A 15,736-nucleotide genomic window follows, 5' to 3' on the forward strand; every position below is an offset into this window, starting at 1 on the left:
CGTACACCGTCGATTCGCATGGCTCGCCATCGTCGTCGAGCCGCCGCACCAGCTCGCCGACGGGCCGCTCTTCCCGGACCGTCGGACCCGACGGTGGCCGGCGCGACGCGCGCGCCGGTCGCGTTCCCGGGACCCCGATCACCGCAGGGTGGCGGTCTCGGCTGCCTCGTCGATCCCCCACAGGCCGCCCTCCAGACGCAGCTCGATCGGGTAGGACGGCTCGCCCCTCAGCTTGATCCGCACCCGCGCGGTGCGCTCGCCGGTGAGCGCGATGCGCAGGTTGTCCCGGCCGGCTGCCGCGTCGGCCAGACCGTCGAGGAACCGCTGGTAGGACCGCGCGCCCTCACCGTGCCCGCTCGCGAACGCATGGCGTTCCCGCACCGTCTCAGGGCAGCTCGACCCGTCGGAGAACGACCTGCGGGCGTCGGCGGTCAGGAGCGAACAGAACCGCTCAGCCTCCCCGGAGGCATCGGCAGCGGTGTACGCACGGACGACTCGCGGGATGGGACCTGCAGGCTCGCCCCCTCCCCCGACGCCGCACCCCGACGCCGCGAGAGCGGCGAGCGCCAGAGCGACCGGGAGGCACCGTCGGGTCGCGAGCACCGGCGCAGCGTACAGGCCACGCAGCCGGCCCCCGGGCCTACGCCGCCGCGCGGGCACCGAGCGCCTATCGCCGCACGTCAGCGGCGCGCCCTTCCCCCGCCGGCGGGGATCCACCGGATACGGTGCGGTCATGCACTTCCGGGTCGCCGCCGCGTGTGGCGTGCTGCTATGGCGGGTTGTGGCGCTGACGACCCGACGCCGACCAGCACCCGATCCGCGTCCGACGACCGGACGGCGGCCTACTTCCAGACGTTCCGGGAAGCGTGCGACGCGCTGTTGGCCGACGAGCGTCGGTTCAAACGTGACGCGGTCGCTGCCGCCCGGAGGTACGTGGATGACGACGACAGGCGGGCCGCAGCGGTCTCGGCCATCGCAGCCACGCGGTTCGACGGACAGGCCCGACAGGCCCGACAGGTCGCAGCTGCCGTGGCGCCGCGCCGGTTCGCCGACTTCCAACGCGCGCTGCGCTCCGACACCCCCCGGTGCGGTGCAATACCTGCGGGACCTCGGTCGGGCCTATCGCGCCGTCGCGTCGAGCACCGACTTCGAGCGCCTCGGCCCCCCGCCTCCGCTGACGGGGGTGCAGAACCCCCGGACGCCCGACGGCCTGATCGAAGCCGCCCCGAGATGCACCCGGTACTTCATCGGCCCTACTCCGAGCGGCTGACCGGACCTCGGCGCCGGCCCAACGCCTTCGTCAGCGAACACCGGCCACGACTGGTCTGCACCGGCCATCGCATCACCGGAACCGCCCCTCACCCGCCCATGATCAGCAGCGTCGACGTCGCGTTGGCGACGAGCTTGCCGTCAGGGTCGCGGATCTCGGCCTCCGCGAAGGCGATGCGTCGGCCCGGCTTCGTGACCCAGCCGCGGATGCGGAGCTCGGTGCCGCCCGTGACGGGGCGCATGTAGTTGACCTTGATCTCGGTCGACGTGTAGCCCACGCCGGCGGGCAGCGTGGTGTGGACCGCGCACCCGGCCGCCGAGTCCAGGGCGGTGCAGATCAGTCCGCCGTGGACGATGCCCAGCGGGTTGTAGGTCGACTCGTCCGGGACGCAGCGGAACGTGATCTCCCCCGGCTGGACGTCGACGCCCTCGAGGTTGATGAGCTTCGCGATCGGTGACGACGGCAGACCGCCGTCGCCCATGGCCCGCAGGTAGGCGAGGCCGCTGAGCTGCAGCCCGACGGCGGCGGTCGGACCGGGGTCGTGCCACGTGATGGTCTTGGACCGCTCGGGCCCCCAGGTCGACGGGTCGCCCACCTGCGGCGGTGTGGCTTCAGCACTCATGACGAACCTCGTTCGGTCGGCGACGGGCGGCTATGACGCTCCTCATAGCCCGAACGCGGGACTCTACTATGTCGTCCGTCATATGCCGGGCCGTCGCGACGGACCGGGCGGCCCCGCCTCCGGCACCGACGACACGGTCCGCTGCCGACCTGACCTGACCGGCGGACCTCAGGCGTCGTCGTCGGCGACCTCGAACGCGAGGTAGTGGACGTCGGTGACCGTCCGCGAGACCAGCTCGAACAGCCGGCGCCCGAAGCCCCACTGCGACCGGACGACGGTCGCCGCGCGCTCCCGTTCCTGCGGGTCCTCCAGCACGCGCCCGCGCGCCGCCACCGCCGGGCCCTGCGGCGCGCCGGTCGGACCGCACGGGGCGAGGAGCGCCCGGGGGTCGCGACGCAGGCGCTTGGCCTTGAAGGCGTTGATCTCGGTCCAGACGTAGACGCGGTCGTCGTCGCGTGCGAACCAGACCGGCGTCGGGACCCCGGTGCCGTCGCGCTTGTACGTGACGAGCAGCGCGTGGGTGTGCCCGGCGAGGACGTCGAACCCCTCGGCGCGCGCGTCGTCGGCGAGGACGCCGGACGCGCGCTTCGACCGGGCGCCGTCCATCAGCCTCTTGCCGATCCGGATCACCGGACGGAACCTCTGACCTGCGGTGTTCGGGGACATGCTCGGACCTCGGTGCTCGGTGGGCTACGCGGCGACGTCGACGGTGGACATCAGGTGCCGCAGCTCGGTGGCGACGCGGATCAACGGGGCGCTCGACCGCTGCGCCCGTCCGAGGACGACCGCGCCCTCGATCGCCGCGATCGAGATCGTCGCGAGCGACGCGGCGCGCACCGGATCGACGCCGCGGCGCTCCAGCCCGTCGGCGATCAGGCGCTCCCACGCCGCGAATGCCGCGCCGGCGACGTCGACCGCGTCGGCCATCCGGGCACCCTCGAGCGTCGCGGCGACGACCGGGCAGCCGGCGGCGAAGTCGCTCTGCTCGAGGATCGACCGCCACGTGGCGACGAACGTCTCGAGCGCGGTGGTCAGGTCGCCCTGCTCCAGGGCGGCGACGAGGCCGGCGGCGATGAAGTCCCCGGCGTAGCGCGTGGCCTCGGTGACGAGCTGCGCCTTGCCGTCGGGGAAGTGGAAGTAGATCGAGCCGCGGGGCGCACCCGAGTGCTCGAGGACCCGACGGAACGACGTCGCCTCGACGCCGTGCTGCTGCATCAGGACCGCGGCGCTCTGGATCATCTTCGAACGCGATCCCGACACGGCCATGGTTGGAGTATGACGCACGTCATGCTGATCGTGCGGATCGCCCGGCCCGGCGACCTGCTCCCCGGGACGTCCTAGACGGGGCTTCGCGCCGCGGGTCATCCGTCCCATGCGGCGCGCGGCGCCGCGCCACAAGGCATGATCGCCGCGGGTCCCCCGCCCGACGTCGCACCCCAGCCCACCCGAGCCCCGAGGACCCGCATGACCCTCCGCCGATCATCCCTGCGCACCGGCCGCCTGCTCGCCGCATCCGGCCTCGCGCTGCTGTCCACCGCCGCCCTGGCCGCGCCCGCCGGCGCGACCACGTGGGGGATCGCGGACCAGAAGCCGCAGACGTTCACGAACAGCTCGTTCCTGGAGCTGCGCGACGCGGGGATGACCTCCGCGCGGTACGTCATGCGCTTCGACGCGCTGAAGTACAAGAACGACGCCTCGCGGAAGTTCTACGCCGAGCAGGCCGACACCTGGCTGAAGGCCGCGCAGGCCGCGAACGTCCGCCCGCTCGTGACGTTCTGGGTGACCGCGTCGAACAGCTCGTCGCTGAAGCGCACGATCTCGACGTCGGCGTACATGACGGAGTTCAAGCGCTTCCGCAAGGCGTACCCGTTCGTGAAGGACTTCTCGATCTTCAACGAGCCGAACCTCACCGGTGCGTTCAAGACGAAGCCCGAGGCGCTCGGCCGGATCTACAAGGAGGTCGTCAAGAACTGCAGCGGCTGCCGCGTGCTCGGCGGCGACCTGCACCTGACCTCGGGGTCGGAGGCCGGGAACTACGCCGCGCGGGTGCGCAAGGGTGCGGGCTCCGCCGTGAAGCTCTGGGGCCTGAACAACTACAACGACGTCAACGACGGCCGGTCGACCGACACCGCCCGCTTCCTGCGCTCCAGCGCGGTGAAGGGCTCGAAGGTCTGGATCACGGAGTCCGGCGGCGTCTACGCCCGCAAGGCGTCGTCGGAGAAGTCGAACCCGTTCCTCGCCCAGAAGAAGAAGGCGACGAGCGACGCCGCCCGCAGCAAGTACCAGCTGTCCGGCACGAAGTACCTGAAGACGATCGCGTCGAAGTACAAGTCGCAGATCCAGCGGGTCTACGTCTACCAGCTGCAGTCGGAGCCCAACGCGTCCTGGACGCCGGGCTCCCGCAACGGTTCCTGGGACTCGGGCCTGCTCGACCCGCGCGGCCAGAAGCGCGCCACGTTCGACTACGTGCTGGGCAGCATCCTCTAGCGGCGCGGGCGCGGGGGGCCGGACCTTCGGCCGTCCCCGTGGACGGCCCGCGCTACCCGGAGTAGGCTGGCGCGCGCCGCGGACCGCACCCTCACCCCCGCGGCGCCGGAGGACCACCATGAGCACCCGCACCGCGTTCCGGACCTGCCCGCTCTGCGAGGCCACCTGCGGGCTCGAGGTCACGGTGCAGGACGACCGGCCGACGAAGGTGCGCGGCGACCGGCGCGACGTGTTCTCCCACGGGTTCCTGTGCCCCAAGGGCGTGGCGCTCGGCGAGCTCCACGAGGACCCCGACCGGCTGCGCGCGCCGCTGGTGCGCCGCGGCGACCGGCTCGTCGAGTGCACGTGGGACGAGGCGTTCGCCGAGGTGCAGCGACTGCTCGTGCCGCTCCTCGACGACCACGGCCGCGACGCATGCGCGCTGTACCTCGGCAACCCGGTCGCGCACTCGCCGGGGGCGACGCTCTACGCGCCGCTGCTCGCCAAGGCCCTGCGGTCCAGGAACGTCTTCTCCGCCTCGACCCTCGACCAGATGCCGAAGCACGTGAGCGTCGGGAAGATGTTCGGGACGGCCCTGTCGGTGCCGATCCCCGACCTCGACCGGACCGACCACCTGCTCGTCCTCGGCGCGAACCCGCTGGCGTCCAACGGCAGCCTGATGACCGCCCCGAACGCCCGCGGACGGCTGCGCGCGATCCGCGCCCGCGGTGGTCGTGTCGTCGTCGTCGACCCCCGACGCTCGCGGACGGCGGAGGAGGCCGACGAGCACGTGCGGATCCGTCCCGGCGGCGACGCGCTGCTGCTGCTCGCGATGGTCCACGTGCTGTTCGCCGAGGAGCGCGTGGCGCTCGGCCGGCTGGGCGCGTTCACCGCCGGCGTCGAGGAGGTCCGCGCCGCGGCCGAGCCGTTCTCGCCCGAGCGCGTCGCGGAGCACTGCGGCGTGGCGGCCCCCGACATCCGGCGCCTCGCCCGCGAGCTCTCCGACGCCCCGACCGCCGCGGTCTACGGCCGGCTCGGGACGTGCACGGTCCCGTTCGGCACGGTCACCTCGTGGCTCGTCGACGTGCTGAACGTCCTGACCGGCAACCTCGACCGCGAGGGCGGCGCGCTCCTGACGACGCCGGCGATCGGCACCCAGCACACGCGGGGCGCGCCCGGCCACGGCCGCGGGATGCGGACCGGCCGCTGGACCAGCCGCGTGCGCGGGCTGCCCGAGGCCATGGGCGAGCTGCCGACGGCCGCGCTGACGGAGGAGATCGAGACCCCCGGGGACGGACAGGTCCGCGCGCTGATCACCGTCGGCGGGAACCCCGCCCGCTCCGCCCCGGACTCCGGCCGCCTCGAGGCCGCGCTCGCCGGGCTCGACGCGCTGATCTGCGTCGACATCTACCGGAACGAGACGACCCGCCACGCGCACGTCGTCCTGCCCCCGCCGTCGGCGCTGGAGCGCGACCACTTCGACGTCGTCTTCACCCGCCTGGCGGTGCGGAACGTCGCCAACTGGTCGCCCGCCGTCCTGCCCCGCGACGAGGACGCCCCGGACGAGTGGGAGATCTTGCTGCGCCTGCTCGGCGTCGTCACCGGCCAAGGGCCGAATGTCGACACCGCCATGATCGACCGGTACGTCGCCGTCGAGGCCGCGCGCCGCGAGTCCGGCGACGAGCACTCCCCGCTCGCCGGCGCCGATCCGGAGGACGTCGTCGCGCGCCTCGTCGACGCCCACGGCGCGCCGCGGGTCGGGCCGGCCCGGCTCGTCGACCTGATGCTGCGCGCCGGTCCCTACGGTCGTGGGGTCGCCGACGGCTGGGTGCCGGGGACGGACGCCGCGCCGGGCGACGTCGACTCGGTCCTCGCCGCGATCCGGGCGCACGGGCTCACGCTCGCCGCGCTCGAGGCCGCGCCGCACGGCGTCGACCTGGGACCGCTCCGGCCGTCGCTGCCCGACGCGCTGCGCACGCCGAGCGGGTCCATCGAGCTGGCGCCCGAGGAATTCCTCGCGGATCTCCCGCGCCTCGAGGCGACGCTCGCGGACCCGGTCGACCCCGATGCCCTGGTCCTCGTCGGCCGCCGCCACCTGCGGTCGAACAACTCGTGGCTGCACAACCTCCCGGTCCTCACCGGCGGGCCGGAGCGCTGCACGCTGCAGCTCCACCCCGACGACGCCACGCGGCTCGGGATCGCCGACGGGTCGACGGTCCGCGTGACCTCCCGCGCCGGCGCGGTCGACGCGCCCGCGGAGGTCACCGACGCCCTGCGCCCGGGGGTCGTCTCCCTCCCCCACGGCTGGGGTCACGACGCCGACGGCGCCCGGCTGGGCGTGGCGGGCCTGCGCCCCGGCACGAACTCCAACGTCCTCACCGACGACCGCGAGGTCGACCCGCTGTCGGGCACCGTCGTGCTCAACGGCATCCCGGTGACGGTGCGGGCCGCGGACCGTGCGGCGGTGTCGGCGCCGGCAGGGTGACCGGGACGGCCCGGTCGTCGGGGTGACCGAGGCCGTCGGGTGGCCCTGACCGCAGCACGCCGGCGTCGCCGAGCGACGCGAACGTCCCCCGTGCCCCGCCCGATTCCCCCGTCGTGATCCGGTTCCGGGCCGCCGGTCGTACTCTCGCCCGATGGGGTTCTTCCCGACCGAACCGCCCGAGCCGCAGGCCGACGACACCGACGAGGACTGGCTCGCCTACGCACGGTTCGAGGGCCACACCGTCCCCGGTGCGGTACCCGAGCCGGTCGTCGTGGCGTCGACCGCGCTGGTCACCGTGATCGCCACCCTGACCGTCAGCGAGCGCGCGCTCGGGATCACGTGGCACACGATCGCCCGGCGCATCCCGCCCGGCGCGGCGCGCGACCAGCTCGGACTCCGCGACGCAGCGCGCCGTGGCCCGCTGCCCGACGAGTTCCTGCGCCTGGGCGTCGTCTACGAGGACGGCCGCTCGGTCACGAACCTGCCGTGGGAGGACGAGGACGTCGAGCCCGACGAGACCGACGACGGGCCCGCGGCGCTGGCCTGGCGGATGCGCGGCGGCAGCGGCACCCCGACGGTGACGACCACGAGCGTCGTGATCGTCCCCGGGCCCGACGCCGGGCCGGTGACCCTGGTCTGCGAGTGGCCCGCGATGCAGGTCCGCGAGAGCCGCGCGACCGTCCCGCACGACGTCCTCGACCGCGCGCGGCTGCTCGCGATCTCCGTGGAGCCGATCGAGGGCGAGTGACCGCGGGTCCGGCGGTCGCCCACCCTCCGCGCCGGCGGGCGCCCGGTCCTCCGGGGTGCTCGCCGTTCAGGGCACCAGGACGATCTTGCCGTGCCGGCCCGGCTCCTCGACGACGGCGTGTGCCTGCGCCGCGTCGGCCAGCGGCATCGTGCGCGAGACGCGCGTCCGGAGGCCCCCGGTCGCCACGCCCTCGACCAGGCGCTCGAGGCCCGCGGTGTCCTCCTCGATCAGCATCGGGCGCTGGACGATCCCGCGCCCGGCCTCCGCACGGACGACCCGCGTCGTCACCACGGTGCCGCCGTCGGCGATCGCCGGGAACGCGTGCCTACCGAGCGGGACCATGTCGAGGACCCACCGGAAGGTGCCCGCCGACGCGAGGTCCGCGTCCCGGGAGAGCACGCGTGCGGCCCCGAGGTCCTCCACCCACGCGTCGTCGCCCGTCCCCGCCTGCGCGACCACGCGGAACCCCTGCGCGACGGCGAGCTGCACGGCGAACGAGCCGACCGCGCCGGACGCGCCGGTGATCAGGAGCTCCGCGCCCTCGGGCGCCCCGAGCACGCCGATCGCCTGCTCGGCGGTGAGCGCGTTCAACGGGATCGTCGCGGCGTCGACGGCCGAGAGCGCCTCAGGTCGGCGGACGAGCCAGCGGGCCTCGAGCAGGACGAGCTCCTGGTAGGCGCCGTAGGCCGCGCCGGCGGCGTACCAGGGGATCATCCCGACCACCTCGTCGCCCGGCCCGAACGGCCCGATCCCGGCCGGGCCGTCGGCGACGCCCTCCCCGACGGCGACCACGGTCCCCGCGAGGTCCCAGCCGAGCACGTACGGCGGGCCCTCGATGCCGAAGCCCGGCGGGTACAGGCCCTGCCGGGCACCGACGTCGGTCGGGTTGATGTTCGCGGCCGCCATCCGCACCACGACCTGCCCCGGTCCGGGCTCGGGGTCCGGCCGGTCCTGCGGGACGAGGACCTCGGGTCCTCCGGCCTCGGTGACGACGATCGCCTGCATCTGGGTCCTCTCGGTTCGGGGTGCTGCACCCAACGGATACCCGTCGGCGCAGGCCGGACCAGGGACCCTGTCACACCGTCCGCGGAGCCTCGTGTGCGTGCGCGGTCCACCGGCGCCGGCCCACGATCCCGCCCGCCGACCCGTCACAGTGGACGGATGACCGTCCAGAACGCCGTCACCGTCGTCGCCCGACCGATGCTCGCCTACGGGTTCGTGACCGGCGGGTTGCAGGCGCTGAAGAGCCCGAAGGGCCTGATCGGGATGTCCGAGAAGGCCGGCATCCCCGCCGCCGACCGCGTCGTCCCGGCGACGTCCGTGGTGATGATGGCCGCGGGCACCTCGATGGCGCTGGGCGTCGCTCCGCGGACCAGCGCCGTGGCACTCGCCGGGTGCCTGACGGGCCTGACGTACACGCTCCACGGCTTCTGGCGGGACACCGAGGAGAAGCCGCGCCGCATGAAGCGCCAGGCGTTCGTCACGAACGTCGGGACACTCGGCGGCCTGCTCGCCGTCGCCGCGTCCGGACGCTGAACGCGGGGAGCGCTCCGCCGTCCGCCCCGGGTGCCGGGACGGACGAGCGACGGTCGTACCGAGGCGGTGCCCGTGCACGCGGCGGGCCGCCGGACACCGCCGGGGTCGGACGCCGCGAAATTTCGCAACCATGCTGCGTACGCTCGGGCACGGACGCCCCCGCCGGCGCTACTGTCGATCCCACGTTCCTCCTGGAACGGCCGTCCCATGCCCCGCGCCGAACGCCACGTGAACCTCCCCGATGCCGATGCGGCGCCCGAGGCCGATGCCGCCGCGCTCGCCGACTGGATCGACGCCGAGCCGCTCCCCGCGCTCGAGCAGTACCGGCAGGAGCTCGCCGACCTGGCCGCCCAGGGCCAGCCGGACACCGAGCCGGTCGCCGACCGCCTGCTCGACGTGATCGCGGCGCTGAACGAGACCGGCGAGGCGCTGCGCGACTCCGAGCCGGGTGCGCTGCCGTCCGCGCTCGCCGCGGTCCTGGCGCGCTGCACGACGGACATCCAGGAGGCGCAGGACGCGGTCCTCGAGAGCCGCCGCCGGGTCGAGGACGCCGGGCGCCGCGCGGGCTGGCGTCCGCAGGACGACCGTCAGCGTCCGGCCGGCGCCTGAGCCGACGCGGCCTCCGCGGACAGCCGCGCGAACGTCGCCCGCGTCGCGTCGTCGGCGGGGACGAACTGCGTCAGCCGCAGGTCGGGGTCGCTCGTCGGCACCGACTGCAGGTGGTAGATCTCGAGGCGGCCCAGGTCGTCGCGCTCGATGACCTTCGTCCCGACCTGGTCGGCGAGGACCTCGTGCCGCGGCCACAGCTCGCGGAACGCGGGGCTCACGTCGAGCAGCGCGTCGAGGAGCTCCCGGAAGCGCGGATCGTCGTACCGGCGCGCGTGCTGGGCGCGGAAGCGGGCGACGTTGCTGCGGGCCGTCGCGTGCCACTGCGGGCCGCGATCGTCCGCGCCGTCGGCGGTGAACATCCACCAGAGCAGGTTCGTGGTCCCGTCCGGCGCCGCGGTCGGCGTGCCGAGCAGCCGGGTCGCGGCGGCGTTCCAGGCGAGGACGTCCATCCGCGGGCCGAGCAGGTAGGCCGGGTACGGCTCGAGCCCCTCGACGATCGCCGCCAGGTGCACGGGCGCCTCGGTCGGGTACGCGCCGTCGGCCGTCGGCACCGCGACGCCGGAGAGGTGGAAGAGGTGCGCGCGCTCGGCGACCCGCAGGTCGAGGACGCGGGCGAGCGCGTCGAGGACGCCGGCCGACGGCGTGACGTCGCGGCCCTGCTCGAGCCACGTGTACCAGGAGAGGCCGACCCCGGCGAGCTGCGAGACCTCCTCGCGGCGCAGGCCGGGCGTGCGGCGCCGGCCGACGACCTCGAGACCGACGCTCGCGGGCGTCGTGGCCTCGCGGTGCAGCCGCAGGAACTCGCCGAGCTCGGCGTGGCGGGACGGCGCCTCGGCGCGCGTCTCCGTGGGTGGTGGTGGCACTCCCATGATGCGCCCGCTCATTGTCGCAGCCGCTCCCGGGGCGCACGCTGTCTCCATGACCCAGCACAGCTTCCTCGGCGACAAGCGCGTGAACCGGATGGGCTTCGGCGCGATGCAGCTCGCCGGCCCCGGCGTCCTCGGCCCGCCCCGCGACCCCGACGCCGCCCGCGCCGTCCTCCGCCGCGCGGTCGAGCTCGGCGTCGACCACGTCGACACCGCCCAGTTCTACGGCCCCGACGTCGTCAACGACCTGATCCGCGAGACCCTCCACCCCTACCCCGACGGCCTGCGGCTCGTCACGAAGGTCGGCGCGCGCCGCGACGACGTAGGCGCCTGGCTGCCCGCCCAGACCCCGGCCGAGCTGCGCGCCGGCGTCGAGGACAACCTGCGCTCGCTCGGCGTCGAGCGGATGGACCTCGTCAACCTGCGGCTCCACGGCGACGACGGCGCCGACACCCCGCAGGTGCCGATCGCCGAGCAGCTCGGCGAGCTCGCGGACCTGCGGCAGGAGGGCAAGCTCGACCTGATCGGCGTCAGCACCGTCACCCTGGACGAGCTCGACCAGGCGCTCGCGCTCACCGACGTCGCGTGCGTCCAGAACGCGTACTCGATCCTCGACCGCACCGGCGAGGACGTCCTCCAGCGCTGCATCGAGGCCGGGATCGCGTTCGTCCCGTACTTCCCGCTCGGCTCCGCCTTCAACGGGGGCCCGACGAAGCTCGCCGCCGACCCGCGGATCAGCGCCGTCGCCGAGAAGCACGGCGCGACCGCCACCCAGGTCGCCCTCGCGTGGCTCCTGGCGCGCGACGAGCGCGTGCTGCTCATCGCGGGCACGAGCTCCGTCGCGCACCTCGAGGAGAACCTGGCGGCCGCCGACCTCGTCCTCGACGCCGACGACCTCGAGGCGCTCGGGCAGGTGCAGGAGGTCGGGAACCCGATGGGGTGAGGAGCCGTCCCGCGGCGGGCGCGCTGCAGGAACCTGCGGCCCCACGGCAGGGACCTGCAGCCGGCGGCCCCGCCGGCGGCAGCGCTGCGGGAACCTGCCGCCCCACGGCAGGAACCCGCAGCGGCAGCTCCCGTCGTCACCTGCCGACGCCGTCCACACCCCTCCGGCGCCCTGCGCCCGCGATCATCGACCGGTGGCCCCGGACACCGCAGCGCGCGACCGCGCCATGAGCCCCCGCGTGTGGGCGCTCTTCGTGACGGTCGCCGTGCTGTGGGGGATCCCGTACGCGTTCATCAAGATCGCGGTCGACGACGGCCTGTCGCCCGGGTTCCTCGCGTGGTCGCGGGTGCTCGTCGCCGCCGTCGTCCTCGCCCTGATCTCGCGGGCGTCGGGCGTGCTCGGGCAGGTCCGCGGGCGGTCGCGGTGGATCGCGGTCTACGCGATGCTCGAAATCTGCGTCCCGTTCCCGCTGATCGGGTTCGGCGAGCAGCGCGTCAGCTCGTCGCTGACCGCGATCCTGATCGCCGCCGCACCGAGCTTCGTGGCGATCATCGCGCTGAAGCTCGTCCCCGGCGAGCGGATGACCGGCTCGCGCCTCGTCGGCCTGGTCGTCGGGCTCGGCGGCGTGGTCGCGCTCGTCGGCCTGGACGTCGCGGGCAGCGGCCGCGAGCTCGTCGGCGCCGGCGCCATCCTCGTGGCGACGCTCGGCTACGCGCTCGGCCCGATGGTGCTCACGCTGAAGCTCGCCGATGTCGACACCCGCGCGACGATGGCCGGCGCGACGATGCTCGGCTCGGTCGTCCTCCTCCCCCTCGCGATCGCCCACCCACCGGACGGCGTCCCCTCGGGCGACGGCCTCGTCGCGATCGTCGTGCTCGGCCTGTTCTGCACCGCCGCCGCGTTCGTCGCCTACGGGCGGCTCGTGGCCGGGGTCGGCCCGGGACGCGCCAGCATCGTCACGTACGTCGCCCCGGTGTTCGCCACCGGCCTCGGCGTGATCGCGCTAGACGAGGCGGTCGGCGTCGGCGCGGGCGTCGGGCTCGTGCTGATCCTCGTCGGCTCGTGGCTGTCGACGGGCGGGCGCCTGCGGCGGCGGACCGGGACGGGCGTCGGCGGGGGGTGATGCGCGGATAGCCCGTCCTCCCGTCCATCGGCGCATCGGTCGGACGTCGGCACGGGGTGATGCGCGAATCGCCCGTCCGACGGTCCTTCGGCGCATCGGTCGGGCGGCCGACACGGGGTGATGCGCGCACGGCCCGTCCCACCGTCCATCGGCGCATCGGTCGGGCGGCCGGCACTGCACCACGCGCGCACGGCCCGGGGTGGCCTGCTGGTGGTCGCCACCGATGAGTTCGTGGGCCCTCGGCGGTCCGAGCCCCCGAACCCGCCCCCGACCCGGAGGTCTCCCCCATGTCCGCGCTGCACAACGCCCGCGCCGTGACCAAGCTGCCCGCCCAGGACCTGGAACGCGCCCGGGCCTTCTACCGCGACCGCCTCGGACTGGAGCCGGTCGAGGAGCGGGAGGGCGGCCTCCGGTACGTCTGCGGCGCGACGGAGTTCCACCTCTTCGCGTCCTCGGGTTCCGCGTCCGGCGCGTCGACCCAGATGGGGTTCGAGGTCGACGACCTGCGCGCTGCGGTCGCCGAGCTCCGGGGCCGCGGCCTGGAGCTCGCGACGTTCGAGCTCGGCGACCTCGACGTCACCGACCAGGTCGTGACCGTGCCCGGCAACTACCCGAGCAAGGGCACGGGCGAGCTCGGCGCGTTCTTCTTCGACAGCGAGGGCAACCTGCTCGCGCTCGGGCAGCCGACGCGCTGAGGCGACGACCGGCCCTCGCGGCCGAACCACGACCACGTCGGGCTCAGCCCGCGCCGAGCACCGCCAGCGCACCCGTGATCCGCCGGGCGACGTCGTCGGCCGTCGCCCCCGGCTCGTCGACGGCGAGGACGCCGTCGCGGGCCAGGGAGGCGAGGCCGTGGACCATCGAGATGCAGAGCAGCATCATCGTGCGGCGGTCGACGCCCGCCGCCCAGCCGGTGTCCTGCGCGCCGGCGACGGAGCGCTCGAGCACCGCCCACGCGCGCGCCCGGGCGGCGGCGAGGCCCGGGTCGTCGGCGTTCCAGAGCTCGGGGCGGACGATCACCGAGAAGACCGCGCCGCGCTCCTGGGCGAACGCCACGTACGCGACGCCGCACGCCGCGAGGGCCGCCGCCGCGTCGTCGCCAGCCCCCGCCCTCGCTGCCTCGAGGGCGTCGGCCAGCTCGCCATAGACCCGCTCCGCCAGCGCCGTGAAGAGCCCCGCACGATCCCGGAAGACGTGGCCCGGCGCCTGGTGGGACACGCCGGCCCGCCGCGCGATCGCCCGCAGGCTGACCTCGCCGATCCCGGCCTCGGCGACCTCGGCCTCGGCGGCGTCGACGAGCACGTGCCGCAGCTCGCGGGGCGGGGAGGACATGACCCCATCATGGCGGCCCCCGCGGACCGGCTCCGCGGATCGCCCGGTGCCCGTGACGCGCGCCCGCAGGGTCCCGCGCTCGAGTTTCGTGACCATACGCACTTGACACTGTCACATCGTCGGCGTAGAACCTCTCCGATGACACGCACCGCGACGACGTCCCCCACCGGGTTCACGGGTCGCGAGCGGGTAGCGTTGGCGATCCTCTGCGCCGCGGTCTTCGTGATCAACGTCTCGACGACGATCGTGAACATCACGCTGCCGCGACTCACGGAGGACCTCGGCGCGTCGACCGAGGACCTGCTGTGGATCGTCGACGCGTTCAACCTCGTGTTCGCCGCGCTCGTCCTCGCCGGCGGCAGCCTGTCGGACCGCTACGGCCGGAAGCGCGCGCTGGTCGTCGGCCTGGCGCTGTTCGCGGTCGCGTCCTTCGGCGGGGCGACCGCCGGATCGCCGGACGCCCTGATCGCCTGGCGTGCCGCGGCGGGCGTCGGTGCCGCGCTGATCTTCCCGGTGACGCTGTCGATCCTCTCGAACCTCTTCACCGACCGCCGGCGCCGGGCCAAGGCCATCGGCATCTGGGGCGCGACGACCGGCCTGGCGATCGCGGCGGGTCCCGTCGTCGGCGGGTTCCTCGTCGAGCACGTGTCGTGGAACAGCACGCTCGTGTTCCCCGGCGCGGTCGCGGTCCTCGCGCTGCTCGGCACGGTCTGGCGGATCCCGGAGTCCCGCGACCCGGCGACGCCGCCGCCCGACGTCGGCGGGATCGCGCTCTCGACGCTCGGCCTCGGGCTGCTCGTCTACACGCTGATCGAGGCGCCCGCCCACGGCTGGACGTCGACGGCGACGCTCGGCGGTCTCGCCGGTGCGGTCCTCGTGCTCGTCGTCTTCACGCTGTGGGAGCGCGCCCACGAGCACCCGATGCTCGACGTCCGGATCTTCACGAACCTGCGCTTCACCGCCGCCAGCGCGTCGATCACGTTCGCGTTCTTCGCGATGTTCGGGTTCATCTTCCTCGTGACCCAGTACTTCCAGTTCGTGAAGGACTACGGGCCGTTCGAGTCGGGGCTGCGGATCCTGCCGTTCGCGCTCTGCGTGGGGATCACGTCGATCGTCGGCTCGCGGCTGGCGGTGGCGGTCGGCACGAAGCTCGTCGTCGCCGGGGGCCTCGGGCTGCTCGCGGCCGGGTTCGCGTGGACGTCGACGGCCAGCGGCACCACCGACTACCTCGTGATCGCGGGCCAGATGGTCCTGATGGGCAGCGGGCTCGGCCTGACGTCGGCGCCGGCGACCGAGGCGATCATGGGCGTCGTCCCGGCCGAGAAGGCGGGCGTCGGCTCGGCCGTCAACGACGCGACGCGCGAGCTCGGCGGGACGCTCGGCGTCGCCGTGATCGGCAGCGTCTCGCTGTCGCTCTACCGCGAGGCGTTCGAGGGCGACCGGCTCCCCGCGGCGGTCCTCGAGCCCGCCCGCGAGTCGATCGGCTCGGCGCTCGGGGCGGCCGCGCGGCTCGCGGCGAGCGGGGACGGGGGGCCCGCCTCCGCGCTCGTCGTGAGGGCGCGCGGCGGCTACCTCGACGGCCTGCAGGCCGGGTGCGGTGGTGGCGGCCGGCGTCGAGCTGGTCGGGGCGGTGATCGTGGTGCTGTAGCCGCTGGCGCACCCGGGGGCGGGGCGAGAGGACGCTGAGGGCCGGACGTCAGGGGTCCCCGACCTCGAAGAAGCGGTCACCGACCCCC

At 74.5% G+C, this 15,736-nt stretch carries 16 protein-coding genes; 9 read left to right on the forward strand and 7 right to left on the reverse strand.

What is annotated here, in order from left to right:
- Positions 1-138: 138 nt before the first annotated feature.
- The 4 genes from PATMI_RS36305 to PATMI_RS0100720 all read right to left on the reverse strand — a co-directional run bounded on the left by PATMI_RS36305 (position 139) and on the right by PATMI_RS0100720 (position 3,158).
- A complete protein-coding gene (locus tag PATMI_RS36305) occupies positions 139-381 on the reverse strand; it encodes a hypothetical protein (RefSeq protein ID WP_157260545.1) in 243 nt (80 codons plus the stop codon).
- A 977-nt stretch (positions 382-1,358) separates the two neighbouring features.
- Positions 1,359-1,892 (reverse strand): PaaI family thioesterase, encoded by a 534-nt coding sequence (locus PATMI_RS0100710; RefSeq protein ID WP_026909465.1) that lies wholly within the window; start codon positions 1,890-1,892, stop codon positions 1,359-1,361.
- Positions 1,893-2,060: 168 nt separating this feature from the next.
- Positions 2,061-2,558: a PPOX class F420-dependent oxidoreductase gene (locus PATMI_RS26255; protein WP_036725053.1), complete on the reverse strand. Its 498-nt coding sequence runs from the start codon at positions 2,556-2,558 to the stop codon at positions 2,061-2,063.
- A gap of 24 nt (positions 2,559-2,582) precedes the next feature.
- Positions 2,583-3,158 (reverse strand): TetR/AcrR family transcriptional regulator, encoded by a 576-nt coding sequence (locus PATMI_RS0100720; RefSeq protein WP_026909466.1) that lies wholly within the window; start codon positions 3,156-3,158, stop codon positions 2,583-2,585.
- A gap of 198 nt (positions 3,159-3,356) precedes the next feature.
- Here PATMI_RS0100720 and PATMI_RS0100725 point away from each other — a divergent pair, with 198 nt between their 5' ends.
- The 3 genes from PATMI_RS0100725 to PATMI_RS0100735 all read left to right on the forward strand — a co-directional run bounded on the left by PATMI_RS0100725 (position 3,357) and on the right by PATMI_RS0100735 (position 7,591).
- Positions 3,357-4,379: a hypothetical protein gene (locus PATMI_RS0100725; RefSeq protein WP_026909467.1), complete on the forward strand. Its 1,023-nt coding sequence runs from the start codon at positions 3,357-3,359 to the stop codon at positions 4,377-4,379.
- Positions 4,380-4,497: 118 nt separating this feature from the next.
- Positions 4,498-6,843, forward strand: a complete 2,346-nt coding sequence (locus tag PATMI_RS26260; protein WP_051470895.1) for a molybdopterin-dependent oxidoreductase — start codon at positions 4,498-4,500, stop codon at positions 6,841-6,843.
- A gap of 151 nt (positions 6,844-6,994) precedes the next feature.
- On the forward strand, positions 6,995-7,591 hold the full coding sequence (locus tag PATMI_RS0100735; protein WP_026909468.1) for a hypothetical protein: 597 nt from the start codon (positions 6,995-6,997) through the stop codon (positions 7,589-7,591).
- A 66-nt stretch (positions 7,592-7,657) separates the two neighbouring features.
- Here the strand turns inward: PATMI_RS0100735 and PATMI_RS0100740 are convergent, their stop codons facing one another.
- Complete coding sequence (locus PATMI_RS0100740) at positions 7,658-8,596, reverse strand: NADP-dependent oxidoreductase (RefSeq protein WP_026909469.1); 939 nt, start codon at positions 8,594-8,596, stop codon at positions 7,658-7,660.
- Positions 8,597-8,752: 156 nt separating this feature from the next.
- On the opposite strand from PATMI_RS0100740, the gene PATMI_RS0100745 reads away from it, so the two are divergent.
- Both PATMI_RS0100745 and PATMI_RS0100750 read left to right on the forward strand, forming a co-directional pair.
- A complete protein-coding gene (locus PATMI_RS0100745; protein WP_026909470.1) occupies positions 8,753-9,127 on the forward strand; it encodes a DoxX family protein in 375 nt (124 codons plus the stop codon).
- Between the two features lie 207 nt (positions 9,128-9,334).
- Complete coding sequence (locus tag PATMI_RS0100750; RefSeq protein WP_026909471.1) at positions 9,335-9,736, forward strand: hypothetical protein; 402 nt, start codon at positions 9,335-9,337, stop codon at positions 9,734-9,736.
- Here the strand turns inward: PATMI_RS0100750 and PATMI_RS26265 are convergent.
- A complete protein-coding gene (locus PATMI_RS26265) occupies positions 9,715-10,605 on the reverse strand; it encodes a helix-turn-helix transcriptional regulator (RefSeq protein WP_169738303.1) in 891 nt (296 codons plus the stop codon). The genes PATMI_RS0100750 and PATMI_RS26265 overlap by 22 nt on opposite strands.
- A 49-nt stretch (positions 10,606-10,654) precedes the next feature.
- Here PATMI_RS26265 and PATMI_RS0100760 point away from each other — a divergent pair, with 49 nt between their 5' ends.
- The 3 genes from PATMI_RS0100760 (at position 10,655) to PATMI_RS0100770 (ending at position 13,363) form a co-directional block, all read left to right on the forward strand.
- Complete coding sequence (locus tag PATMI_RS0100760) at positions 10,655-11,545, forward strand: oxidoreductase (protein ID WP_026909472.1); 891 nt, start codon at positions 10,655-10,657, stop codon at positions 11,543-11,545.
- A 193-nt stretch (positions 11,546-11,738) separates the two neighbouring features.
- A complete protein-coding gene (locus tag PATMI_RS26270; RefSeq protein WP_051470897.1) occupies positions 11,739-12,668 on the forward strand; it encodes a DMT family transporter in 930 nt (309 codons plus the stop codon).
- Positions 12,669-12,955: 287 nt separating this feature from the next.
- A complete protein-coding gene (locus PATMI_RS0100770) occupies positions 12,956-13,363 on the forward strand; it encodes a VOC family protein (protein ID WP_026909473.1) in 408 nt (135 codons plus the stop codon).
- Positions 13,364-13,406: 43 nt separating this feature from the next.
- Here the strand turns inward: PATMI_RS0100770 and PATMI_RS0100775 are convergent, their stop codons facing one another.
- Positions 13,407-14,000 carry a TetR/AcrR family transcriptional regulator gene (locus PATMI_RS0100775; protein WP_026909474.1) on the reverse strand — a complete coding sequence of 198 codons (594 nt, stop codon included), beginning with the start codon at positions 13,998-14,000 and terminating at the stop codon, positions 13,407-13,409.
- Positions 14,001-14,138: 138 nt separating this feature from the next.
- Here PATMI_RS0100775 and PATMI_RS26275 point away from each other — a divergent pair, with 138 nt between their 5' ends.
- Positions 14,139-15,686: an MFS transporter gene (locus tag PATMI_RS26275; RefSeq protein WP_157260546.1), complete on the forward strand. Its 1,548-nt coding sequence runs from the start codon at positions 14,139-14,141 to the stop codon at positions 15,684-15,686.
- The last annotated feature ends 50 nt before the right edge of the window (positions 15,687-15,736 follow it).

The organism is Patulibacter minatonensis DSM 18081 (genome assembly GCF_000519325.1).
Classification (GTDB): Bacteria; Actinomycetota; Thermoleophilia; order Solirubrobacterales; family Solirubrobacteraceae; genus Patulibacter; species Patulibacter minatonensis.